We start from the raw sequence: 21698 nt of genomic DNA, 5'->3' as shown, positions 1-21698 counted from the left end.
ATGCAGGCCATCAATGACTTCATCCTCGCCGCAGCCGGCCAGCCGTGGGTGCTGGTCCTGGTGCTGGCGTGCTGCATCATTGACGGCTTCTTCCCGCCCGTTCCCAGTGAGTCCGTGGTGGTGGGCCTCGCCGCCGTGGCCTCCACCGCGGATGTTCCCAACCCGCTGCTCCTGGTCCTTGTCGCGGCGGCGGGTGCATTCCTCGGGGACAACATCGCGTACCTGCTGGGCCGCCGGGTGGGCACCAGGCGCTGGGCGTGGATGCGCGGGCCGCGCATGCAAAGTGCGTTCCGCTGGGCGGGCCGGGAGCTGCACAAGCGGCCGGCATCGCTGATCCTGGTGGCCCGCTTCGTCCCGATCGGCCGGGTGGCGGTGAACCTGACCGCCGGGGTCACGCACTACCCGCACCTGCGGTTCGTGGGCCTGACCATCCTTTCGGCCAGCCTGTGGGCCGGCTACTCGGTGGCGATCGGGCTGTTTTTCGGCCAGTGGTTCGAGAACAACCACGTCCTGGGCGCAGCGATTGCCATTGTCTGCGCGGTAGCGCTGGGCATCGTGGTGGACCTGGTCATCAACAAATTCCGGGGCAAACCCAACGTGGTGGAACGGATCCGGGAACCCGGCGCCTGACCAGCGCGTTTAAGGGGTAATTCCGGGCATTGGGGCGTAGCGGACAGGGCCCGGAGCGTGGGACACTTAGGAACGATTTCCGCTTTGGCTGCGGCACTTTGGCTGTGTCATTTTTATACAGGAGCAACACCGCGTGGAGTTTATTAATGAGGCCGTGCTCCATGCAGCGGGCCAGTGGTGGATTTACCCGGTTCTGCTGGCGTTCTTCTTCGTGGACGGCTTCGCCATGGTGGTCCCCAGCGAGACCCTCATCGTGGCGCTCGCAGCCTTCTCGCGGCACAGCGGCGAACCCAATCTCTGGCTCCTGGGGCTCACTGCACTGGTCGGCGCCATTGCCGGTGACAACATGGCCTACATGCTCGGCCGCAAAATCGGCCTGGAGCGGTGGGGATGGATGCGCCGGCCCAAGGTCCGGAAAGTCTTCGCCTGGGCCCGCTATGAACTTGAGAAACGCGGCGCGGTACTGATCTTCACCGCCCGCTACATCCCGTGGGGCCGGGTGGCGGTCAACTACGTGGCCGGAAGCACCGGCTTCTCGCACCGCAGGTTCTTCGTCTTCGACGCCTTTGCCTGTGTGACCTGGGTGGGCTACTCCCTTGGCATCGGCCTGCTGGCCAGCTCGTTCCCGTGGCTGCACCACAACCCGCTGCTGAGCGCCGGCATCGCCGTCGTCTTCGCCATTGTCCTGGGTGTGCTCATCGACCACCTGCTCCGCTGGTGGCACAAACGGCTGGGCCGGCATGACGCCCCCGAGGCGGACGAGTGGGCCGAAGGGTCCTCCGGTTCCGGGCAGGAAGACCGGCCCGGCATGCAGGCCCTTGTGGTGCCCTCGGCAGAGGCCGGACCCGCGGCCAAGTAGCGGCTGGCTTTGAACTGCGGCCCACCCTAAGGTGGGAACGTGACTGAGCCCATTGTTGACGCTGCCCCTGCCATCGATTTTGACCTGAAGAGCCTGCCCAAGGTTTCCCTCCACGACCACCTGGACGGAGGACTCCGTCCGGCCACCATCATCGAACTGGCGGAGGCCGTTGGCCACACGCTTCCCTCAACGGACCCCGTGGCCCTGGGACAGTGGTTCCGCGAATCAGCCGACTCCGGATCCCTGGTCCGCTACCTGGAAACATTCGACCACACGGTCGCCGTCATGCAGACCTACGACGGCCTGTTCCGCGTGGCCAAGGAGTTCGTCGAGGACCTCGCGGACGACGGCGTGGTGTACGGCGAAGTGCGCTGGGCGCCGGAACAGCACCTCCAGAAGGGACTCAGCCTTGACGAAGCCGTGGAGGCAGTCCAGGACGGACTGGAAGCCGGCGTCGAGGCCGTCTCCGAGACCGGACGCGAGATCCAGGTGGGCCAGCTGATCACCGCCATGCGCCACGCCGACCGCGGCCAGGAGATCGCCGAACTCGCCGTCCGACACCGCAACCAGGGTGCAGTGGGCTTCGACATTGCCGGTGCCGAGGACGGATTCCTGCCCAGCCGCTTCAGGGATGCCTTCACGTATCTCGCCCAGCACAATTTCCCCGCCACCGTGCACGCAGGCGAGGCTGCCGGGCTGGAGAGCATCCAGTCCGCGCTGGTGGACGGCCGCGCCCTCCGGCTGGGACACGGCGTCCGCATCGCCGAGGACATCATGGTGGAATTCGACGACGACGAGGAAGCCGGGGACACCGTTGGCCTGGTCACCCTGGGCGACCTCTCCAGCTGGGTCCGCGACCGCGGCATCGCCCTGGAAATCTGCCCTTCCTCCAACCTGCAGACCGGCGCCATCGCGGAGTTCGGCGAAGGCATCGAAAGCCACCCCCTGGACATGCTCTACCAGCTGGGCTTCAACGTCACCATCAACACCGATAACCGCCTGATGAGCGGCGTTACCCTCACCGACGAGTTCAACCTGCTGGTGGAAACCTTCGACTATGACCTCGATGACCTGCTGGAGCTGACCCTCAACGCCGCCGAGGCATCCTTCCTGCCCCTGGAGGAAAAGGAAGCGCTGGTGGAGTACATCAACGACGCCTACGCCAACCTTGGCTGATCCGGAATCCCGGCCCGGCAGTTCTGCAACAGCGGAACTGCTGGGCCTGATCGCCCAGCTGCGCGTGCACTGCCCCTGGATGGGCGCCCTGACGCACGCGTCGCTGGTGGAATACCTCCTGGAAGAGGCCTACGAAGTGGCCGAGACCATCGAGGAAGGCCACCCCGACGCCGAGCTGCAGGGCGAGCTCGGTGACGTGCTGCTCCAAGTGGTACTGCATGCCCGCCTGGCTGAGGAGCGCGGCGCCTTCACGTTCGACGACGTGGCGCGCGGGCTGGGTGCCAAAATGATCCGCCGGAATCCCCACGTCTTCCGGCCTGACGGCTCCCTGCAGGACAGCTTCCCGGCCACCGTGGCGGAGATCGAGCAGAAGTGGGATGCCGTCAAGCGGGCCGAAAAGCCGGAACGGCAGGACCCCTTCGACGGCATACCGCAGGCCCTCCCGGCGCTGGCCAGGGCACAGAAGTCCCTGGCCCGTGCAGCACGTGCGGGCCTTGGGCTCCCCGCGGGCTCTCCCGTCCCCGACAGCGAGGAGGAGCTCGGGAACCTGCTGCTCGCCGTCGTCCGTTCTGCGCGGGACAACGGCATGGACGCAGAGCGCGCCCTGCATGCCGCCGTCCGCCGCTACCAGCGTGACCAGAGTGACCAAAGCGACCAAGCGCCATCATGACGTCCGGGCCTTGACCGGTTTGAGTAACCCGGAGCACTCTCGACTAGGCTGGACCGTGACGAGTACGTCGAGTTTTCTGCCTGATCCCCCCCGTTAATCGCCCATAAGGAGCAAATTCATGGCGCTTATCGATGCCATCCACGCCCGCGAGATCCTCGATTCCCGCGGCAACCCCACCGTTGAAGTTGAAGTCCTGCTGTCGGACGGCCAGATTGGCCGCGCCGCGGTTCCCTCCGGCGCCTCCACCGGTGAGCACGAGGCCGTTGAACTGCGTGACGGCGACAAGGGCCGCTACCTGGGCAAGGGCGTGCAGAAGGCCGTCGACGCCGTGATCGACCAGATCGCCCCCGCCCTGACCGGGTTCGACGCCACCGACCAGCGCAGCATCGACCAGGCCATGCTGGACCTGGACGGCACCCCCAACAAGGGCAAGCTGGGCGCCAACGCCATCCTGGGCGTCTCCCTGGCCGTCGCCAACGCAGCCGCAGCCTCCGCCGACCTGCCGCTCTACAAGTACCTGGGCGGCCCGAACGCCCACGTCCTGCCCGTGCCGCTGATGAACATCCTCAACGGTGGCTCCCACGCCGACTCCGACGTCGACATCCAGGAATTCATGATCGCCCCCATCGGCGCAGAGACCTTCTCCGAAGGCCTGCGCTGGGGCGTTGAGGTCTACCACAACCTCAAGTCCGTGCTGCAGCAGAAGGGCCTCTCCACTGGCCTCGGCGACGAAGGCGGCTTCGCGCCCAACCTGCCGTCCAACCGCGCAGCCCTGGACCTCATCACCGAAGCCATCAAGAACGCCGGCTACACCCCGGGCAAGGACATCGCCCTGGCCCTGGACGTTGCCTCCTCCGAGTTCTACAAGGACGGCGCCTACCAGTTCGAAGGCAAGTCCCTGTCCGCCAGCGACATGAGCGCCTACTACGGCGAACTCGTTGCCGACTACCCGCTGGTCTCCATCGAGGACCCGCTGGACGAGAACGACTGGGACGGCTGGAAGACCCTCACCGACGCCATCGGCGACAAGGTCCAGCTGGTGGGTGACGACCTCTTCGTCACCAACCCCTCCATCCTGCAGCGTGGCATCGACACCAGGACCGCCAACTCCCTGCTGGTCAAGGTCAACCAGATCGGTTCGCTGACTGAGACCCTGGACGCCGTCAGCCTGGCCCAGCGTGCCGGCTACACCACCATCACCTCGCACCGCTCCGGCGAAACCGAGGACACCACCATCGCCGACATCGCCGTGGCCACCAACGCCGGCCAGATCAAGACCGGTGCACCGGCCCGCTCCGAGCGCGTAGCCAAGTACAACCAGCTGCTGCGCATCGAAGAAGAACTGGACGACGCCGCACGCTACGCCGGCCGCAGCGCCTTCCCGCGTTTCAAGGGCTAGTAACCGCCCAAACCCATCCGCGGTGGCTATGGTTGAAAGACCATAGCCACCGCTGTTGTTTCCAGCAGCATTTGTTCAGCAGTGAACGTCCAGCACAGATAGTGGCGGCCCCGGCAGGCTGCGTTTCAGGAGTGTCATGGCTACCCGCCGCCCCAAAGTTCCCAAGGTCGCCCCCGCCCGTCCAGCCAAGGCAACGGACGACGACGGATCCTCCGGCGGTGCCGAGGTCATCCGGGCGGATTTCCGGCCGGCCAAGGGCGGGCCCGCGGCGGGCGCCGCACCTGCGAAGGACAACCACGCGGGCGGAACTGCTCCGGGCCGGCCCGGGAAAGCGGGGGAGGCCAAGGCGGTCAGGCCAACCGCCGGGCGCAAAGGAAGCAGCCCCGTTGACGGCAAGGACGCCCGCAGCCCCGAAGAGGAGCAGCATCCTGTCCCCGCCAAGGCCTTTTCCGGCCGCATGCTCGCGCTGGCCGTGGTGATGATCGCCATCACCGTCATGCTGGCCCCCACGGTCAAGATCTTCTTCGACAAGAAGGCCGAAATAGACGCCCTGAACGCGGATATCGCCGCACGCCAGGCCGAAGGCGACGCCCTCCGCCAGCAGGTGTCGCGCTGGCAGGACCCCAACTACGTCAAGCAGCAGGCCCGCGACCGCATTAACATGGTTATGCCGGGCGAAACCGGCTACTGGGTTTTTGGCAGCGATGAGCCGGCCGGAGAAAGCAGTAGCCCCGCCGGCGCAGCAGCACAAGACCCCGCCGATCTGCCGTGGGTGGATTCCCTGTGGGAGTCCATCAGGCGCGCGGCCACAGACTGAACCGCACAGGAAGGACGGCCCGCGACAGTGGAATACAACACGGCAGCCGCCCGGGACGAATCCCGCCAACCAACAGCACACGACCTTGAAGTACTGAGCAGGCAGCTGGGACGACCCGTCCGCGACGTCGTGGAGATTCCGGCCCGCTGCGTCTGTGGCAACCCCCTCGTGGCCGCCACCGCGCCCCGGCTGAGCAACGGTACCCCGTTTCCCACCACCTTCTACCTGACGCACCCGGTGATCACGTCCGCGGTTTCCAGGCTTGAAGCCGCCGGGGTCATGAACAACATGAACGAGCAGCTGGCCGCGGACGCCCGGCTTGCCGCTGCCTACCGGGCGGCCCACGGGGAGTACCTTGCCGCCCGCGACGCCATCGGCCAGCGTTCCGGAATCGGTCCGGTCCCCGAAATTGACGGCGTGTCCGCGGGCGGGATGCCCACCCGCGTCAAATGCCTGCATGTCCTGGTGGGCCACTCCCTTGCAGCGGGCAGCGGCGTCAACCCCCTGGGTGACCAGGCCCTGGACATGATCAGCGAATGGTGGACTGCTGACAAGTGCTACTGCGACGGCGCCTGGGACACCACCGGTGAGGCACCATCCCGGGACCTCAGCCGGCACGGGCCCCAAGGGCTCCCGGACATTGTGGGCCGCCCCGCCCCGGTCCGGAAATCCGCCGGAACCACAGAGGCGTCCGAATGACCCGCGTCGCCGCCATCGACTGCGGCACCAACTCCATCCGGCTCCTCATCGCCGACATCGACCGCAGTAACGGCGGCACAAAGCTCACCGACGTGGTCCGGGAGATGCGCGTGGTCCGGCTGGGCCAGGGCGTGGACGCCACCGGCGAACTGGCTCCGGAGGCGCTGGAACGCACGCTTGGCGCCACGGCCGATTACGCCCGCCTGATCAAGGAGCATGGCGCGGAGCGGATCCGGTTTGTTGCCACCTCCGCGAGCCGCGATGCACGCAACCGGGACGTCTTCGTGGACGGCGTCAGGGAGCTGCTGGGAGTGGAACCTGAGGTCATCTCCGGGGACGAAGAAGCGGCGTTGTCCTTTGCCGGGGCCAGCAGCGTGCTGCCCGTCCTCGACGGCCAGCAGGTGCTCGTGGTGGACCTCGGCGGGGGAAGCACCGAATTCGTCCTGGGCACCGCGGCCGGCGTGACCGCTGCCAAGTCCGTGGACATCGGCTGCGTCCGGCTGACTGAACGCCACCTGCGCAACGATCCGCCCACTGCCGAACAGATTGCCGCCGCGGAAGCCGACGTGGACGAAGCCATGGCCCGCGCCGGACGCGACGTGCCCCTGGAACGCGCCACCGCCGTCGTCGGTGTTGCCGGGTCCGTCACCACCATCACCGCGCACGCGCTCCACCTGCCCGAATACTCGCCCCACGCCATCCACGGGGCCTCGCTGCCCATCGGGGACATCCGCGACGCCGCCACCGACCTGCTGGGGATGACCCGGGCCGGGCGGGCTGCGCTGCCGTACATGCATCCAGGCCGCGTGGATGTCATCGGCGCCGGGGGACTGGTGTGGCGCCGCATCCTGGAACGGATGGGGGAGCTGACCGGCGGGAAAGTCACCGCGGCCACCGCAAGCGAGCACGACATCCTTGACGGCATCGCGCTGAGCATCGGGTAGCCCATGCATCCCACCCCAGCTTCAACCCCGCTCGTGTCCCGCGCCGCGGCCGCCGCAATGGCCGTCCTGCTGGCCGCGTGCTGCCTGTTCGCCGGCCTGTTCACGGCTCCCGCCGCACACGCCGACGAGTGGCGCGACAAGGAATACTGGCTCGCGGACTCGGGCATCACCAAGGCCTGGGAAGTGTCAAAGGGCGCCGGCGTCAAGGTGGCCGTCATCGACAGCGGCATTGATGCCCAGCACCCGGACCTCAAGGGCGCCGTTGTCGGCGGTTACGATGCCTCCGGCTCAGGCCCCCCAGCCCCGGGCCGGCTGTTCCCCCGGACGGCATCATCGGCGTCGCGCCCGAAGCGCAGCTCCTCTCCGTCTCCACCTGGCTGGGCTCGGCCAATCCGTCGGGCAAAAGCGACCAGGACCAGATTCCCGAGGCGGTCCGCTGGGCGGTGGACAACGGCGCCAAGGTCATCAACATCTCGCTCGGCAGCACCACGCCGCAGTGGCCGCAGAGCTGGGACGCCGCCTTCCTGTACGCCGAACAGAAGGACGTGGTCATCGTCGCCGCCGCCGGGAACCGGGTGGGAGGCAATACCCAGGTGGGCGCCCCTGCCACCATCCCGGGCGTGCTCACCGTCGCCGGCCTGGACCGCAAGAACGTGGCCAGCGTGGACGCTTCCTCGCAGGGCATCAGCATTGGGGTGGCTGCACCGGCCGAGAACCTCCTGGGCGGCCTTCCGGCCGGAGGCTATGCCGAATGGGCCGGAACCTCCGGGTCCACGCCCATCGTCGCAGGCGTTGCTGCCCTGATCCGGTCCAAGTGGCCGGACATGAGCGCCGAACAGGTGATCAACAGGATCGTCTCCACGGCGAAGGACGCAGGAGCCCCGGGCAAGGATCCGCTGTACGGCTACGGCATCCTCAACGCTGAGGCAGCGCTCAAGGCTGACGTCCCGGAGGTTTCAGTCAATCCGCTGGGCACCATCGCCGAGTGGATCCGCGTGCACAGGCGCGGCAATGCCGCCCCGGCAACGCCGCTGCCCACCGCAACCTCAGTGCCAAGTGCGGCACCCACGCTGCCCGAAGCCACCGTTCCTGCCGCGAAGGCGCCGTCCCAGCGCGACAGTGCCATCGGCGCCGCCGTCGTCATCGGTTTTGCCGCCCTGTTCGTGGCCATCATCGCCGCCGCTGCCGTCCAGCTCCGACGGGCTGCCCGCAACCCTTCCCTTGCCGTGGAAGAACCCGACACGGGCGTGATGGAAAGCGTCAAATCCCGCCCGGATTCCTAGGTTACGGGGGCTCCGTACGGCTAGTGAAGATTTTCACAAACTCCTGTATCCTTGAACAATGGCAACCACCCCACAGCTCCAGGACCGTCCCAGGGTACTCGTCGTCGGCGGCGGGTACGTCGGCCTGTACGTAGCACTGAAACTGCAGAAGAAGATCGCGAATGCCGGTGGCATCGTCACCGTCGTCGATCCCCTGCCCTACATGACTTACCAGCCCTTCCTCCCCGAGGTGGCAGGTGGCAACATCGAAGCCCGCCACGCAGTGGTCTCCCACCGCCAGCACCTCAAGCAGACGGAACTCATCCAGGGCCGCGTCACGTCGATCGACCACGTCAACCGGACGGCCGTGGTGGCTCCTGCCGACGGCGGCGAGAACTTTGAGGTTCCCTACTTCGACGTCGTGCTCGCAGCCGGCGCCATCACCCGCACCTTCCCCATCAAGGGGCTGGCGGACAAGGGCATCGGCCTGAAGACCATCGAGGAAGCCGTTGCCCTGCGCAACAAGCTCCTGGAGCGCATTGAGGTTGCCTCCACCATGACGGACCCCGCAGCCCGCGCCAAGGCCCTCACCTTCGTGGTGGTCGGCGGCGGCTTCGCCGGCATCGAGTGCATTACCGAAATGGAAGACCTCGCCCGCGCCGCCGTGCGCAACAACCCCCGCATCAAGCAGGAGGAAGTCCGCTTCGTCCTGGTCGAAGCCATGGGCCGCATCATGCCCGAGGTCACGGCCAAGCAGGCTGACTGGGTGGTTGAGCACCTGCGCAGCCGCGGCATCGAGGTCCTGCTGAACACCTCGCTGGACAGCGCCGAAGGCACCCTGAAGCTCATCAACCTCCCGGACAAGACCCCTGCCCAGGAGTTCGAGGCAGACACCCTGGTGTGGACGGCCGGCGTGCAGGCGAACCCGATGGTCCGCTCCACCGACTTCCCGCTCGAACCCCGTGGCCGCGTCCGCGTCCTGCCGGACCTGCGCATCGCAGGCGACGAAGGCATTGTGGAGAACGCTTGGGCCGCCGGCGACATCGCCGCTGTTCCGGACCTCACCGGCAAGGGCCTACCGGACGGCACCTGCGTCCCCAATGCCCAGCACGCCCTGCGCCAGGCCAAGCGCCTCGCCAAGAACCTGTGGGCTTCCCGCTGGGACAAGCCGCTGGCCGACTACAAGCACAAGAACCTTGGTGCCGTAGCAGGCTTCGGCGAATGGAAGGGCGTTGCCAACATCAACCTCCTGGGCCGCATCGGCCTCAAGGGCGGACTCGCCTGGCTGGCCCACCGCGGCTACCACGGCATGGCCATGCCCACGGTGGAGCGCAAGTTCCGCGTCATCCTGAACTGGATCATCGGCTTCTTCGCCGGACGCGACACCACGCAGCTGATGGACCTGGACAACCCCCGCGGCGCCTTCGTCTCAGCAGCCACCCCGGCACCGAAGCCTGCCGCTGCCCCCGCAGCGGTGCCGGCCGCCGGCTCCAGCGCCACCGCCGCCGCTCCCAAGGAAACGGTAGCGGCCAACGCCAAGTAGCGCGCCTGTTCCACCACGCTTCACAGCGTCCGACGGCGGCTGTCCCCTTTGCGGGGGCGGCCGCCGTCGGCGTTTCCAGCCAACGCGTCCCGGGCAGGTACCATTGACCCGGCGCCCCAGTAGCCCAATTGGCAGAGGCAGCGGACTTAAAATCCGCGTGTTGTGGGTTCGAGTCCCACCTGGGGTACAACTGTCCCTTCCGGCGCCCGCCGGTGCCTGGACACCAGGAAGCCGCCTGCACAGCAGGCGGCTTCCGGCGTTTAATTCCGCATATGCAACGACTGTTATAAGGCTGTGACCTCAGTCACTTAGTTTCGCTGCTGTCTATGCACTAGCTTGAACCTAAATCAGGAATACCTGGTCCCATTCCGGGCGCCGAAGCGCCCCATTGATCCGCACGCGCATCGCATGGCCCTGTTTCGGAAGGCAGACAAATGTACCGAAAGAAAGTCCTCACCTCGTTGGCAGCGGCAGCCACATTCAGCATGCTGCTGTCGGCCTGTGCCAACCAGGCAGGCCCCGGCACCACCGAAAGCTCGGGATCGTCCAGCAAGGTGAACATCCCCGCCATTTCGAAAGTCGACGTCCCTGCCGGCGCGGTAAAGCCCGCCGGCGACGGCAAGGCGACCTGCCCCGCGACCACCACGCTCGCCTACGCAGGCGCGCAGACCGGCCCCAACGCCCAGCTTGGCGTCAACATCTTCAACGGCATCCAGCTGGCCATTGACCAGCACAACAAGTCCAACCCGGGCTGCCAGGTCCAGTTCAAGAAGTTCGACACTGAAGGCGACCCCAACAAGGCCACCGGCCCCGTCACCCAGCTGGTGAGCGAGTCGGACATCGTGGGCGTGATCGGCCTGCCGTTCTCCGGCGAATCCAAGGCCACGGGCAACATCTTCGAGCAGAAGGGCCTGGTCCACATCACCCCGTCGGCCACCAACCCCACGCTGACCGAAAACGGCTGGACCACCTTCTTCCGCGGCCTCGGCAATGACGCCGTCCAGGGCCCCGCAGCCGCCAAGTTCCTCACCGGCAAGCTCGGCGCCAAGAAGGTGTACCTGGTCCAGGATGACTCCGACTACGGCATTGGCCTGGGAACCTCCACCTCCGCGGGCCTGGGCAGTGCCCTGGCCGGAACGGAGAAGGTGACCACAGGGCAGAAGGACTTCTCCGCCGTGATCTCCAAGATCATGAACGCCAAGGCCGACGCCGTGTTCTACGCCGGCTACTACGCCGAAGGCGCACCGTTCGACCAGCAGCTGGTTGGCAAGGGATTCACCGGAACGTTCGTGGCACCTGACGGTGTCAAGGACGACCAGTTCATCAAGCAGGCAGGCGACGCTTCCAACAACGCCTACTTCACGTGCCCCTGCCTGCCGGGCGAGCTCATCCCCGACTTCGCCTCGGCCTACAAGGACGTCTCCAAGGGAGCGGAACCCGGAACGTACTCCATCGAGGGCTACGACGCCGCAACCGTACTCCTCTCCGGCATTGACGCAGGCAAGCAGAGCCGTGCGGACCTGCTGGCCTGGGTCAAGGCCTACGACAAGGACGGCCTGAGCAAGCACTACAAGTGGGATGCCAAGGGCGAGCTCCAGGCCCCGACCGTCTACGGCTACAAGGTGGAAAACGGAAAGATCGTTCCCATCGGCCCCATCGGGGAGTAGCAACCAGCACGAACCGGCTGTGGGGGCCAGCATCAGCGGGCCCCCACAGCCTTTTCTTCGCTTGGCAGCAGCCCAGGACCAAGCAACGTCAATAGACACAAGTCCCACGGCCGGGCCCACAAGGCCGCGTGCAACTGGATCAGGATGTTCCCATGCTTCCCTCTCTTGTCCCACTACTCCCGATGGAAAACGACTGGATCACCTTCGACATACCGTCCCTGGCCCAGAACTTCTGGAGTGCCACGTTTGACGGCCTCACGTTCGGGGCCATCTATGCGCTCGTAGCGCTGGGCTACACCCTGGTTTACGGCGTCCTGAACCTGATCAACTTCGCCCACTCGGAAGTGTTCATCGTTGGCTGCTACGCAGTCTTCTTTACCCTCAGCAGCCTTGGCTTCGGCCCCTCAGCTCCCCGGCTCGACATCTGGGCCATCATCCTGAACCTGCTGCTGGCGCTGGTCCTGGCCATGGTGGCGTCAGCCGTGACAGCGTTCCTGCTGGAGCGGATCGCCTACAAACCCCTGCGGCAACGGAACGCGCCCCGCCTGGTCTTCCTGATCACCGCCATTGGTGCTTCCTTCACCATCCAGTACCTCATTTACCTGTGGCGCGGTCCCAGCCCCGAACTGGCCCTGACCATGTTCCGGCCCACCCCCATTTTCGACGTCTTCGGCACCATCATCGATTCGCAGCAGCTGGTGATCATCATCGCCGCCGTGATCATGATGGTGGGCATCGACAGGTTCATCAGCAAGTCGCGCACCGGCCGCGGCATCCGGGCGGTCGCCCAGGATCCCGACACCGCCACGTTGATGGGCGTCAACAAAGAGCGCATCATTATTACCACCTTCGTCATCGGAGGCCTGCTCGCAGGAGCCGCCGCCTTGTTCTACGTCATGAAAATCCCGTCCGGTGTCCAGTACAGCGGTGGCTTCGTCCTGGGCATCAAGGCGTTCGCTGCCGCGGTGCTTGGCGGCATCGGCAACGTGCGCGGAGCACTGCTGGGCGGACTGCTCCTTGGCCTGATCGGCAACTACGGCCAGATCCTGCTGGGCAATTCGCAGTGGACGGACGTCGTGGCGTTCGTGGTGCTGGTGCTCGTGCTGCTGCTGCGGCCCGAGGGCATCCTGGGAACCTCCCTTGGAAGGAGCAAAGCATGAGTATGACGGACGGCCCCACGCCGCTGCAGACAGCGGCCGCCGAGCAGGCAGCTGAGGAACGCGAAGCTTCCGAGAAAGCCGCGGGAAAGAGCGACCTTCGCCAGCGGGGCAAACGCAAGCCCGGCTACTTCTCCGACCGCTGGCACGCCCTGTCCCGCCAACAGCAGTGGGCCTTCCTGGTCATCGTGGTGGTCCTGGCCTACCTGCTGCCGCTGCTCAACCCGCCGATCATCACCACCGAACCCGGCAACAACTTCGCCCTGGCATGTTTCGACATGGCACGCTTTGCGCTGATCGCCGTTGGCCTCAACATCGTGGTGGGGTACGCCGGCCTGCTGGACCTTGGCTACGTCGCCTTCTTTGCGGTGGGTTCGTACGTTGCCGCCATGCTGACCAGCCCGGATTCGCCCTACCTGCACATCCCTTACCTGTGGACGCTTCCGGTGGCCATGGCAGTCACCATGTTCTTCGGCGTCATGCTGGGCGTGCCCACACTCCGGCTCCGGGGCGACTATCTCGCCATCGTGACGCTCGGCTTCGGCGAGATCATCCGCATCCTGGCCACCATCATTCCTGCCATGAAGGGCCAGGTGGGCTTCCAGAACGTCGGCCACCCGCCGGGTGACGGGGCTGACGGGACGCCGATCTTCTCCAACTCAAACGGTGTGCCCTGGTACTGGCTGACCCTGACCATCATCATCATCGTCACCCTCCTGGTGGGCAACCTGGAACGCAGCCGGGTGGGCCGCGCCTGGATTGCCATCCGCGAAGATGAGGACGCCGCGGAAATCATGGGTGTTCCCACCTTCAAGTACAAGGTGTGGGCCTTCGCCATCGGCGCTGCCGTCGGCGGGCTTTCCGGTGCACTCTTCGCCGGGCAGGTGGGGTTCGTCAACAACCAGAAGTTCGACGTCACCACATCCATCCTGTTCCTCGCCGCAGTGGTGCTGGGAGGTGCCGGCAACAAAGTGGGCGCCATCCTGGGTGGGGCCCTGGTCAGCTACATCCCGTTGAGGTTCACGGCCATCGCCGAATACAAGTACCTGATCTTCGGGATTGCGCTGGTGCTGATCATGATCTTCCGTTCCCAGGGACTCCTTCCCGCACGGCAGCGGCTGCTGGCGTACGGCAGGACGGCACTCAACAAGGTCACCAGCCGCGATGGCACGGAGCCGAAAGACTCGAACAATCCACCAGCCGGCCCCGGGACGCATGCGGCCGGACAGAGAGGAGCGGAGGCATGAGCTCCGAGGAAAGGCACGCGGGCTCCAGCAGTGTGGAGGAGCAGCCGGCCCAGGACAGCACTGCCCAGGACAGCACGGTCCAGGACGGCTCGGCGGCTCCCGTCGCGCCGGAGCTGGACATGGAGGCCCTCGCTGAAGCTGGAGTGGACCAGGAACTGGCCGAGAAGGTGGCCCCGGACCGCGATATTGCGGTCAAGGTGGGCGACAACATTGTCGAGGTGCAAAACCTGACCATTAAGTTCGGCGGCCTGGTGGCACTGGACAACATCAGCTTCAACATCAAGCGCGGCGAGATCCTTGGCCTCATCGGGCCCAACGGCGCCGGGAAGACCACGTGCTTCAATGCGATGACCGGCGTGTACAAGCCCACCAGCGGAAAAGTGGTGCTGGAGGGGCAGGTCCTGAACGGCATCAAGCAGCACAAGATCACCCGGCTGGGCCTGTCCCGCACGTTCCAGAACATCCGCCTGTTCGGTGAGATGACCGCCCTGGAGAACGTGGTGGTGGGCCTGGACGCGCGGCACCGGACCAGCGTCGGCGGGGCGCTGCTGCGCCTGCCCACCCATATCAAGGAGGAAAAGTCGGCCATCGAGCGCGGCATGGCCCTGCTGGACTTCGTGGGGATCGGCAGCCATGCCCATGTCCTGTCCCGGCAGCTGCCGTACGGCTACCAGCGCCGGCTCGAGATAGCGCGCGCCTTGGCCACTGATCCAAAGGTCCTCTGCCTGGACGAACCGGCAGCCGGCTTCAACCCGGCCGAAAAGGAGGAACTGATGGCGCTGATCCGCACCATCAGGGATGAGGGCTACACCGTGCTGCTGATCGAGCACGACATGAAGCTGGTCATGGGTGTGACAGACCGGATTGTCGTACTGGAATTCGGTAAGAAGATCGCGGACGGACTGCCGCGGGAGATCCGCGAAGACCCGCGTGTTATTGCTGCTTACCTAGGGGAGCCTGAAGATGACGTTGCTTGAACTTGAGGGAGTGTCCGTCCACTACGGCCGAATCCAGGCCCTGCGGGACATCTCCTTTACCGTGGACGAAGGCGAAGTGGTGGCGCTGATCGGGGCCAACGGTGCCGGCAAGACCACCACCATGCGGACCATCTCCGGCCTGCTGAACTGCTCCGAGGGCAGGATTACCTTCGAGGGCCAGGACATCACCAAGATGAAGGCCCACATCCGCGTGGTGCACGGAATCTCCCAGGCCCCCGAAGGGCGCGGCATCTTCCCTGGCATGACCGTGATGGAGAACCTCGACATGGGAACGTTCGGGCGCAAGGACAGAAGCGGTGTGGGCAAGGACCTGGACCGCGTCTTTGACTTGTTTCCCCGGTTGAAGGAGCGGGAAAAGCAGTTTGGGGGAACCATGTCTGGCGGTGAGCAGCAGATGCTGGCGATCGGACGTGCGCTGATGTCCAATCCGAGACTGCTGCTGCTCGACGAGCCCTCCATGGGCCTCGCCCCACAGTTCATCCGCCAGATTTTCAAGATCATCAAGGAAATCAACAACCAGGGCACCACGGTCCTGGTGGTGGAGCAGAACGCCAACCAGGCCCTGGCCGGAGCGCACCGCGCCTTCGTTCTGGAGACGGGGGCGATCACCCACAGCGGCACCGGCAAGCAGCTGCTGGAAGATCCCTCGATCAAGGAGGCCTACCTGGGCGTGGGCTAATTCGCCTGATGGGGCCCGGTGCCGGACCGGCGGCAACGGTCACGGTTCGGTTGCAACCGGGCCCCTTGGGAACTTTCGCGGCGGCCCCCACGTGGGAATTGGTAGCGTAACCACAAGCTCATCACCCACACCCACATGGAGGAATCCCGCAATGGCACTTGGCGGCAACCCGATCTTCAACGGAAAGAATTTCCGTGGAGCCACCCAGGCACCGCCTGTCCCGCAGGCTCCCTACGGCGCTCCCTACGGCCAGGCGTCGTACGGTCAGCAGCCTTACGGCCAGCAACCGTACGGTCAGCAGGGCTGGGGCACGCAGCCCCAGAGCATGACCGACGAACAGCTGCGGCAGATGTACAGCCAGCCCTCGGCGGGCCCCGCGGATACTGGCCGGATGACGTTCGACGACGTCATCATGAAGACCGCTGCCTGCCTCGCCGCGGTGATTGCCGGCGCAGCAGTCACCTTGGTGGTGGCGCAGGGCCTGGCTTCCATGCTGATGATCGTCGGCGCCCTGGGCGGCTTTGTCCTGGCATTGGTGAACACCTTCAAGAAGCAGCCGTCGCCGGCGCTGATCCTGGCCTACGCCGCATTGGAAGGTCTCTTCCTCGGCGGCCTGACCCGGATCCTGGATGGCATGTTCCCCGGCGTCGGGCTGCAGGCAGTTGTCGGCACGCTTTCGGTGTTCGCCGTGACCCTGCTGCTGTTCAAGAGCGGGAAGGTCCGCGCCACCCCGAAGGCCATGCGGTTCTTTATGATCGCCATCATCGGCTATGCCGTGTTCTCCCTGGTCAACATGGTGATGATGTGGACAGGCGTCCTGCAGCAACCCTTCGGCATGCGCAGCATTGAGATCTTCGGCATCCCGCTGGGCGTCTTCATCGGACTGCTCGCCATCGGCCTCGCAGCCTTCTCGCTGATCATGGACTTCACCAGCATCGAAGAGGGCGTCCGCAACGGTGCCCCGCAGCGCTTCTCCTGGACGGCGGCCTTCGGCCTGACCGTCACGCTGGTCTGGCTGTACGTGGAGATCATCCGCCTGCTGGCCATCCTGCGCGGCGACGACTAGGCACTCCGGCAACCTCCCGCCGTCGTACGTTAACCAACTGTGGGCCCCACCAAACTGGTGGGGCCCACAGCCGTTAAAGCGCTCCAGACGGACCGCGCCCGCTTAGGCGATCCGCATGGCGCCGGCGGCGGGGGAGACGGTGAAGATGTCCGGCGCCGCGAAGCCGGCGTCTGCGAAAGCCTTGACGACGGCGTCACGCACCTTCTGTTCGGCGTCCAGCGGCGTCAGGGCAATAGCCGCCCCGCCGAAGCCGCCGCCCGTCATGCGTGCGCCGATGGCCCCGTTGGCACGGGAGGTGTCCACGGCAAGGTCCAGCTCCGGGCACGAGATTTCGAAGTCGTCGCGCATGGAGGCGTGGCTGGCGTCCAGCAGGGGGCCGATGGCGTCGGGGCCCGGGCCGTCCAGCAGATCCACGGTCTGGAGCACCCGGTCGTTCTCGGTGACGACGTGCCGGACGCGACGGAACGTGACCTCGTCCAGCAGCCCGCTGGCTTCCTCAAGGTCCGCCACCTCCAGGTCCCGCAAGGCCTTCACCCCCATGACCTCCGCGCCCAGCTCGCAGGATGCGCGCCGCGAGGCGTAGCCCCCGTCGGCGTGGGAGTGCGACACCTTGGTGTCGATCACCAGGAGCACCAGGCCGGCGGGCCCGGTCTCAAACGGGACCAGGCGCGCCGTCTGGTCCCGGCAGTCCAGGAAAACTGCGTGGCCTTGTGAACCGCGCAGGGACGCGGACTGGTCCATGATGCCGGTGGGTGCCCCGACGAAGTCATTTTCGGCCCGCTGGGTGGCCAGCACCATGTCCTCGGCCTCCAGTCCGGCGCCCGTGAGGTCGTTCAGTGCGGTGATGACGGCACATTCAATGGCGTGCGACGATGACAGGCCGGCGCCGAGCGGAACGTTTGAGTCCAGGAGCAGGTCCAGTCCGGGGACGTCGATGCCCTGTTGCCGCAGCGCCCACACGACGCCCAGGGGGTACTTGGTCCAGCCCTTTGCCGTTCCCGGCTGCAGGGTCTCGAGATTGGTGCTGACCACCCCCTGGTCGCCATACGTGGACAGCAGCCGCATGGTGGCGTCCTGGCGCACGGCGACGGCCACCCGCGCGGTGCGGTCGATGGCGAAGGGCAGAACGAAGCCTTCGTTGTAGTCCGTGTGTTCGCCGATGAGGTTGACCCGCCCGGGCGCCTGCCACACGCCGTCGGGAGCGCGGCCGAATTCCTGCTCAAAGCGGGCGCCAAGGTCCTGCGGTGTGGCACCTGCGGCCTGGCTGTTGTCCTGGTTCCGGGTGCTCACGCGGAGGCTCCTTCCGGGTTGGCCGCGAGGGCGGCAGCAGGCGTGGACGACGGTGGGACGGCAACATTGCGGAGCCGTTCCGCCACGCTTTCGGGAGTGGTGTCATTGATGAAAGCGCCCATGGCTGCCTCCGACCCTGCCAGGTACTTCAGCTTGTCGGCTGCCCTGCGCGGGGAGGTCAGCTGCAGGTGGAGGTATCCCGCCGGCCGCAGGACGTCATCCAGCGGGGCCTGGTGCCACGCGGAGATGTAGGGAGTGGGCGTGGGGTACAGGGCGTCAACCCGCTTGAGCAGGTCCAGGTAGACATGCGCCAACTCATCCTTCTCCTCCCCGTCCAAGGCCGCGAGGTCGGCGACCTGGCGGTGCGGCACCAGGTGGATTTCCAGGGGCCACCGGGCTGCGAAGGGCACGTAGGCGCTGAAGTGCGTTCCTTCCAACACCATCCTGCTGCCGTCCTCCCGCTCGGCCCGCAGCAGCGAACCGGTCAGGGTTTCCCTGCCGTCCGTTGCGTCGTAATACTTCCGGGCCGCCGCACCCAGGACGCCGGCGCGGGGCGTGACGTAGGGGTAGGCGTAGATCTGGCCGTGCGGGTGGTGCAGCGTGACGCCGATGTCGGCGCCGCGGTTTTCGAACGGGAAGACCTGCTTGATCCCCGTCATGGCACTGAGGGCAGCCGTGCGGTGCGACCAGGCTTCGATCACGGTCCGGGACCGCTCCTGGCTCAGCCCGCTGAAGGATCCCGTGTGGTCCGGGGTGAACGACACCACCTCGCAGCGGCCGTATGCGGGTCCCTTCGTTCCCCAACCGGCATGCTCGGGAACCGGCCCGAGCGCCGGTCCCAGGGAGGGGAACCGGTTCTCGAAGACCACCACGTCATAGTCCGCGGCAGGAATCTCCGAAGCATTCCCGGGAGTGGTGGGACAGATGGGGCACTGGTCTGCCGGCGGAAGGTGGGTACGGGCCTGGCGGTGCGCGGCAACGGCCACCCATTCATCCGTCAGCGCATCGAAGCGGACCTCGCCCGGTTCGCCCCGCGGCGGCAGGCCCCGATGATCGGTGGTGAGGTGCCCGGCGCGGGAGGTGCTGGTGCCGGCGTCGTCGAAATACATCAGCTCCCGGCCGTCGGAGAGTCTGGTGCTGGTAATCCCTGTCATGCAAAAAGTTTGGCACAACCGATCAGAAAAGAATAGTTAACAACAAAAAGTAACAAGGTTCGGGATGGAGGTGAGGCGCCGCCCGTTGTACGGTAATCCTCATGACTGCCTCTTCCCCACAGGAAACCTCCGTTGCATCCACCCGGACCTGCACCACCGGCCGGCAATACGAACTGCGCCGGGGCGATGCCGTGGCCGTAGTCACCGAGCTCGCCGCGGGGCTGCGCTCGTTCAGCCGTGGCGGGGTCCTGCTGACCGAGACTTATGGGGACGACGAGATCTCCCCGGGCGGCGCCGGCATCACGCTGGCCCCCTGGGCCAACAGGGTGGAGGACGGGCAATGGTTCCTCGACGGCAGGAAACAGCAGCTGGACATCACCGAAGTGTCCCGCAACAACGCCAGCCACGGCCTGCTTCGAAACGCCGGCTATGCCCTGGTGGGGGAGTCCCCGCACGCCGTGGCGCTGGAAGCGGTCGTCTTCCCGCAGCACGGCTATCCCTTTCTGGTGCGGCACCGGGTGGACTACCAGCTTTCCGAGGACCTCGGGCTGCGCGTCCGGCAGACCCTCACCAATGACGGTACGGCGGCAGCGCCTTTCGTCCTCGGCGCGCACCCCTACCTGCGGGTCGGTGACACTCCGGTCGAGGAACTGAAGCTGACCGTTGCCGCCGACACCCGTCTGGTGACCGATGAGCGCTTGATTCCGCGCAGTCCGGCCCCGGTCGACGGGGACGTTGACTTCCGTTCCGGCCGGCACGTCGCGGACCTGGCAGTGGACGTGGCCCTGACGGACCTCCGGTTTGAGGGCGGCGTGGCCCGGCACACCCTTGCAGCCGGTGACGGCAGCGCGGTGTCGCTCTGGCAGGACGAATCCTGCCGGTACGTCCACATCTTCGTGAGCACCGTGTATCCAGGCCGGACCCGGGCCGTGGCGGTGGAGCCAATGACGGGGCCGGCCAATGCGTTCAACTCCGGTGACGGCCTCCGGTGGCTGCCTGCAGGGGAGTCCTTCAGCATGGAATGGGGGATCGACTACGCACCCGGCGCGGCACGGTAGTTTGCATTGGGCCACCGCTGGGGAAGTATGGGGATATGACGCCAAAAGAGGACGACGTTACCCTTGCCCACCCAGCACCGGTCCAACCGGCTCCCGCGCCGGCAGCGGCCGCGGCCGCACCCCTGAGGGTCCTGACGGACCGTGAGCTGGACAAGGACATCCCGTACGGCATCCGCATCGCAGCTTCCTGGTCATGGCGGCTCGGCCTGATCCTCCTGATGGCGGGAACGCTGGTGTGGCTGCTTAGCCACATCACCCTCCTGATCATTCCGATCATGGTGGCCGCGCTCCTCGCCGGACTGCTCAGCCCGGTCACGGCATGGCTGAAGAGGCGGGGGCTTCCCCCGGGACTGGCCGTCGCAGTGACAGTCCTTGGCTTCATCGGCGTCATCGCCGGTGCCCTGGCCCTGGTGGGCAGGCAACTGGTGGTCGGTTTCGGCGAACTGTATTCCCAGGCGCTTGAGGGCGTCCGGCAGGTCCAGGACTGGCTGTCCGCCGGGCCCCTGCACCTGACCGCCACCCAGATTGACCAGTACGTCAAGGAAGCCACCGACGCCCTCCAGAACAACAGCAGCAGCATCCTCAGCGGCGCCCTGTCCTTCGGGAGCACCGCCGGACACTTCGCAGCCGGGATGCTCCTCTCGCTGTTCATCCTCATCTTCTTCCTCCTGGAGGGAGACCGGATCTGGGCTTTCCTGGTCAGGATGCTTCCCCGCAAAGCCCGGGCCGCCACGTTCGGCGCCGGCCACAAAGGCTGGGCATCAATGGTCAGCTACGCGCGCATCCAGATGTTTGTCGCCGCTGTCGATGCGCTGGGCATCGGCGTCGGCGCGGCCATCATTGGGGTACCGCTCGCGCTTCCCCTGGGCGTGCTGGTCTTCCTCGGCTCCTTCATCCCGGTAGTGGGCGCCCTGGTGACCGGCGTCGTTGCCGTCCTGCTGGCACTGGTGGCCAACGGTCCCGTGAACGCCCTGATCATGCTGGGCATCGTCCTGCTGGTCCAGCAGCTCGAGGGCCACATCCTGCAGCCCCTGGTCATGGGCAAGGCAGTCTCGCTCCACCCGGTGGCAGTAATCCTCAGCGTTGCGGCCGGATCCTACCTCGCCGGCATCCCCGGGGCGCTGTTCTCGGTACCCATCCTGGCCGTAGCAAACTCGGCCGTTCGCTACATTGCGGCCAGAACGTGGGAACATGAACAGGTGCCGGTTATTGCCGGAAGGCCCATCACAGCCGGAGCGGGCGGGGACAACACCATCGAGGACGTTGAGCCGCCGTCTGCATCCGACGCCGGGAACGGCCGGGCGGCAGGCACTTCATCCGAACACCGTGATGCCCGCACCGCCTCTCCGGAGGGCGCCGGGGCAGAACCCAAAGGAGAGTAGT

General features: G+C 66.3%; 19 protein-coding genes, 1 tRNA gene and 1 pseudogene. 19 read left to right on the top strand and 2 right to left on the bottom strand.

The features are described from left to right. The 17 genes and pseudogenes from BACI349Y_RS13615 to BACI349Y_RS13535 all read left to right on the top strand — a co-directional run bounded on the left by BACI349Y_RS13615 (window position 1) and on the right by BACI349Y_RS13535 (window position 16813). Window positions 1-630, top strand: coding sequence for a DedA family protein (locus BACI349Y_RS13615; protein ID WP_159632556.1), 630 nt, complete (start codon window positions 1-3; stop codon window positions 628-630). 133 nt (window positions 631-763) lie between these two features. Continuing rightward, window positions 764-1489: a DedA family protein gene (locus BACI349Y_RS13610; RefSeq protein WP_159632555.1), complete on the top strand. Its 726-nt coding sequence runs from the start codon at window positions 764-766 to the stop codon at window positions 1487-1489. Between the two features lie 39 nt (window positions 1490-1528). Next, window positions 1529-2665: an adenosine deaminase gene (locus BACI349Y_RS13605; RefSeq protein ID WP_159632554.1), complete on the top strand. Its 1137-nt coding sequence runs from the start codon at window positions 1529-1531 to the stop codon at window positions 2663-2665. A 79-nt stretch (window positions 2666-2744) separates the two neighbouring features. Continuing rightward, window positions 2745-3335, top strand: coding sequence for a MazG nucleotide pyrophosphohydrolase domain-containing protein (locus BACI349Y_RS13600; protein WP_159635675.1), 591 nt, complete (start codon window positions 2745-2747; stop codon window positions 3333-3335). A gap of 118 nt (window positions 3336-3453) precedes the next feature. Next, on the top strand, window positions 3454-4734 hold the full coding sequence (eno, locus tag BACI349Y_RS13595) for a phosphopyruvate hydratase (protein WP_110542781.1): 1281 nt from the start codon (window positions 3454-3456) through the stop codon (window positions 4732-4734). A 136-nt stretch (window positions 4735-4870) separates the two neighbouring features. Next, the gene (locus tag BACI349Y_RS13590; protein ID WP_159632553.1) at window positions 4871-5551 is read left to right on the top strand and encodes an FtsB family cell division protein; all 681 of its coding nucleotides are present in this window, start codon (window positions 4871-4873) and stop codon (window positions 5549-5551) included. Window positions 5552-5578: 27 nt separating this feature from the next. Further along, window positions 5579-6250 carry a DUF501 domain-containing protein gene (locus BACI349Y_RS13585; RefSeq protein ID WP_159632552.1) on the top strand — a complete coding sequence of 224 codons (672 nt, stop codon included), beginning with the start codon at window positions 5579-5581 and terminating at the stop codon, window positions 6248-6250. After that, on the top strand, window positions 6247-7194 hold the full coding sequence (locus BACI349Y_RS13580) for a Ppx/GppA phosphatase family protein (RefSeq protein ID WP_159632551.1): 948 nt from the start codon (window positions 6247-6249) through the stop codon (window positions 7192-7194). The genes BACI349Y_RS13585 and BACI349Y_RS13580 overlap by 4 nt, the downstream gene beginning before the upstream one ends. 3 nt (window positions 7195-7197) lie before the next feature. Further along, window positions 7198-8477: pseudogene (locus BACI349Y_RS13575) on the top strand (S8 family peptidase). Window positions 8478-8535: 58 nt separating this feature from the next. Further along, entirely contained in the window at window positions 8536-9999 is a 1464-nt protein-coding gene (locus BACI349Y_RS13570) for an NAD(P)/FAD-dependent oxidoreductase (protein WP_159632550.1), read from the top strand. Between the two features lie 113 nt (window positions 10000-10112). Next, window positions 10113-10186: transfer RNA gene (locus BACI349Y_RS13565), tRNA-Leu, on the top strand. Window positions 10187-10433: 247 nt separating this feature from the next. Beyond that, window positions 10434-11666 carry a branched-chain amino acid ABC transporter substrate-binding protein gene (locus BACI349Y_RS13560; protein ID WP_159632549.1) on the top strand — a complete coding sequence of 411 codons (1233 nt, stop codon included), beginning with the start codon at window positions 10434-10436 and terminating at the stop codon, window positions 11664-11666. Between the two features lie 152 nt (window positions 11667-11818). Then, entirely contained in the window at window positions 11819-12826 is a 1008-nt protein-coding gene (locus tag BACI349Y_RS13555; RefSeq protein ID WP_159632548.1) for a branched-chain amino acid ABC transporter permease, read from the top strand. Beyond that, window positions 12823-14070, top strand: coding sequence for a branched-chain amino acid ABC transporter permease (locus BACI349Y_RS13550; protein ID WP_159632547.1), 1248 nt, complete (start codon window positions 12823-12825; stop codon window positions 14068-14070). Before BACI349Y_RS13555 ends, BACI349Y_RS13550 begins: the two co-directional genes overlap by 4 nt. Continuing rightward, window positions 14067-15047, top strand: a complete 981-nt coding sequence (locus BACI349Y_RS13545) for an ABC transporter ATP-binding protein (RefSeq protein WP_159632546.1) — start codon at window positions 14067-14069, stop codon at window positions 15045-15047. The genes BACI349Y_RS13550 and BACI349Y_RS13545 overlap by 4 nt, the downstream gene beginning before the upstream one ends. Beyond that, window positions 15034-15747: an ABC transporter ATP-binding protein gene (locus tag BACI349Y_RS13540; RefSeq protein ID WP_159632545.1), complete on the top strand. Its 714-nt coding sequence runs from the start codon at window positions 15034-15036 to the stop codon at window positions 15745-15747. The genes BACI349Y_RS13545 and BACI349Y_RS13540 overlap by 14 nt, the downstream gene beginning before the upstream one ends. Before the next feature lie 151 nt (window positions 15748-15898). Then, window positions 15899-16813, top strand: a complete 915-nt coding sequence (locus BACI349Y_RS13535; protein ID WP_159632544.1) for a Bax inhibitor-1/YccA family protein — start codon at window positions 15899-15901, stop codon at window positions 16811-16813. A 102-nt stretch (window positions 16814-16915) separates the two neighbouring features. Here the strand turns inward: BACI349Y_RS13535 and galK are convergent, their stop codons facing one another. After that, window positions 16916-18103 (bottom strand): galactokinase, encoded by a 1188-nt coding sequence (gene galK, locus BACI349Y_RS13530; RefSeq protein ID WP_159632543.1) that lies wholly within the window; start codon window positions 18101-18103, stop codon window positions 16916-16918. Further along, the gene (galT, locus tag BACI349Y_RS13525; RefSeq protein ID WP_159632542.1) at window positions 18100-19257 is read right to left on the bottom strand and encodes a galactose-1-phosphate uridylyltransferase; all 1158 of its coding nucleotides are present in this window, start codon (window positions 19255-19257) and stop codon (window positions 18100-18102) included. The genes galK and galT overlap by 4 nt, the downstream gene beginning before the upstream one ends. A gap of 101 nt (window positions 19258-19358) precedes the next feature. Here galT and BACI349Y_RS13520 point away from each other — a divergent pair, with 101 nt between their 5' ends. Continuing rightward, complete coding sequence (locus tag BACI349Y_RS13520; protein WP_159632541.1) at window positions 19359-20315, top strand: aldose 1-epimerase family protein; 957 nt, start codon at window positions 19359-19361, stop codon at window positions 20313-20315. A 35-nt stretch (window positions 20316-20350) separates the two neighbouring features. Beyond that, complete coding sequence (locus BACI349Y_RS13515; protein WP_236560832.1) at window positions 20351-21697, top strand: AI-2E family transporter; 1347 nt, start codon at window positions 20351-20353, stop codon at window positions 21695-21697. The last annotated feature ends 1 nt before the right edge of the window (window position 21698 follow it).

This window comes from Arthrobacter sp. 8AJ (assembly GCF_902506025.1).
In the GTDB taxonomy this organism is placed as follows: domain Bacteria; phylum Actinomycetota; class Actinomycetes; order Actinomycetales; family Micrococcaceae; genus Arthrobacter.
This window is presented reverse-complemented; position numbering and strand designations above follow the sequence as displayed.

What these genes read in the sequence shown, in the direction of transcription:
- BACI349Y_RS13600 (WP_159635675.1), top strand. Translation starts at nt 2,745, where the DNA reads ATGGGCGCCCTGACGCACGCGTCGCTGGTGGAATACCTCCTGGAAGAG.
- BACI349Y_RS13570 (WP_159632550.1), top strand. Translation starts at nt 8,536, where the DNA reads ATGGCAACCACCCCACAGCTCCAGGACCGTCCCAGGGTACTCGTCGTC.
- galT (WP_159632542.1), bottom strand. Translation starts at nt 19,257, where the DNA reads ATGACAGGGATTACCAGCACCAGACTCTCCGACGGCCGGGAGCTGATG.
- BACI349Y_RS13520 (WP_159632541.1), top strand. Translation starts at nt 19,359, where the DNA reads ATGACTGCCTCTTCCCCACAGGAAACCTCCGTTGCATCCACCCGGACC.
- BACI349Y_RS13545 (WP_159632546.1), top strand. Translation starts at nt 14,067, where the DNA reads ATGAGCTCCGAGGAAAGGCACGCGGGCTCCAGCAGTGTGGAGGAGCAG.
- BACI349Y_RS13550 (WP_159632547.1), top strand. Translation starts at nt 12,823, where the DNA reads ATGAGTATGACGGACGGCCCCACGCCGCTGCAGACAGCGGCCGCCGAG.
- BACI349Y_RS13590 (WP_159632553.1), top strand. Translation starts at nt 4,871, where the DNA reads ATGGCTACCCGCCGCCCCAAAGTTCCCAAGGTCGCCCCCGCCCGTCCA.
- BACI349Y_RS13580 (WP_159632551.1), top strand. Translation starts at nt 6,247, where the DNA reads ATGACCCGCGTCGCCGCCATCGACTGCGGCACCAACTCCATCCGGCTC.
- BACI349Y_RS13615 (WP_159632556.1), top strand. Translation starts at nt 1, where the DNA reads ATGCAGGCCATCAATGACTTCATCCTCGCCGCAGCCGGCCAGCCGTGG.
- BACI349Y_RS13540 (WP_159632545.1), top strand. Translation starts at nt 15,034, where the DNA reads ATGACGTTGCTTGAACTTGAGGGAGTGTCCGTCCACTACGGCCGAATC.
- eno (WP_110542781.1), top strand. Translation starts at nt 3,454, where the DNA reads ATGGCGCTTATCGATGCCATCCACGCCCGCGAGATCCTCGATTCCCGC.
- BACI349Y_RS13555 (WP_159632548.1), top strand. Translation starts at nt 11,819, where the DNA reads ATGCTTCCCTCTCTTGTCCCACTACTCCCGATGGAAAACGACTGGATC.
- BACI349Y_RS13535 (WP_159632544.1), top strand. Translation starts at nt 15,899, where the DNA reads ATGGCACTTGGCGGCAACCCGATCTTCAACGGAAAGAATTTCCGTGGA.
- BACI349Y_RS13515 (WP_236560832.1), top strand. Translation starts at nt 20,351, where the DNA reads ATGACGCCAAAAGAGGACGACGTTACCCTTGCCCACCCAGCACCGGTC.
- BACI349Y_RS13560 (WP_159632549.1), top strand. Translation starts at nt 10,434, where the DNA reads ATGTACCGAAAGAAAGTCCTCACCTCGTTGGCAGCGGCAGCCACATTC.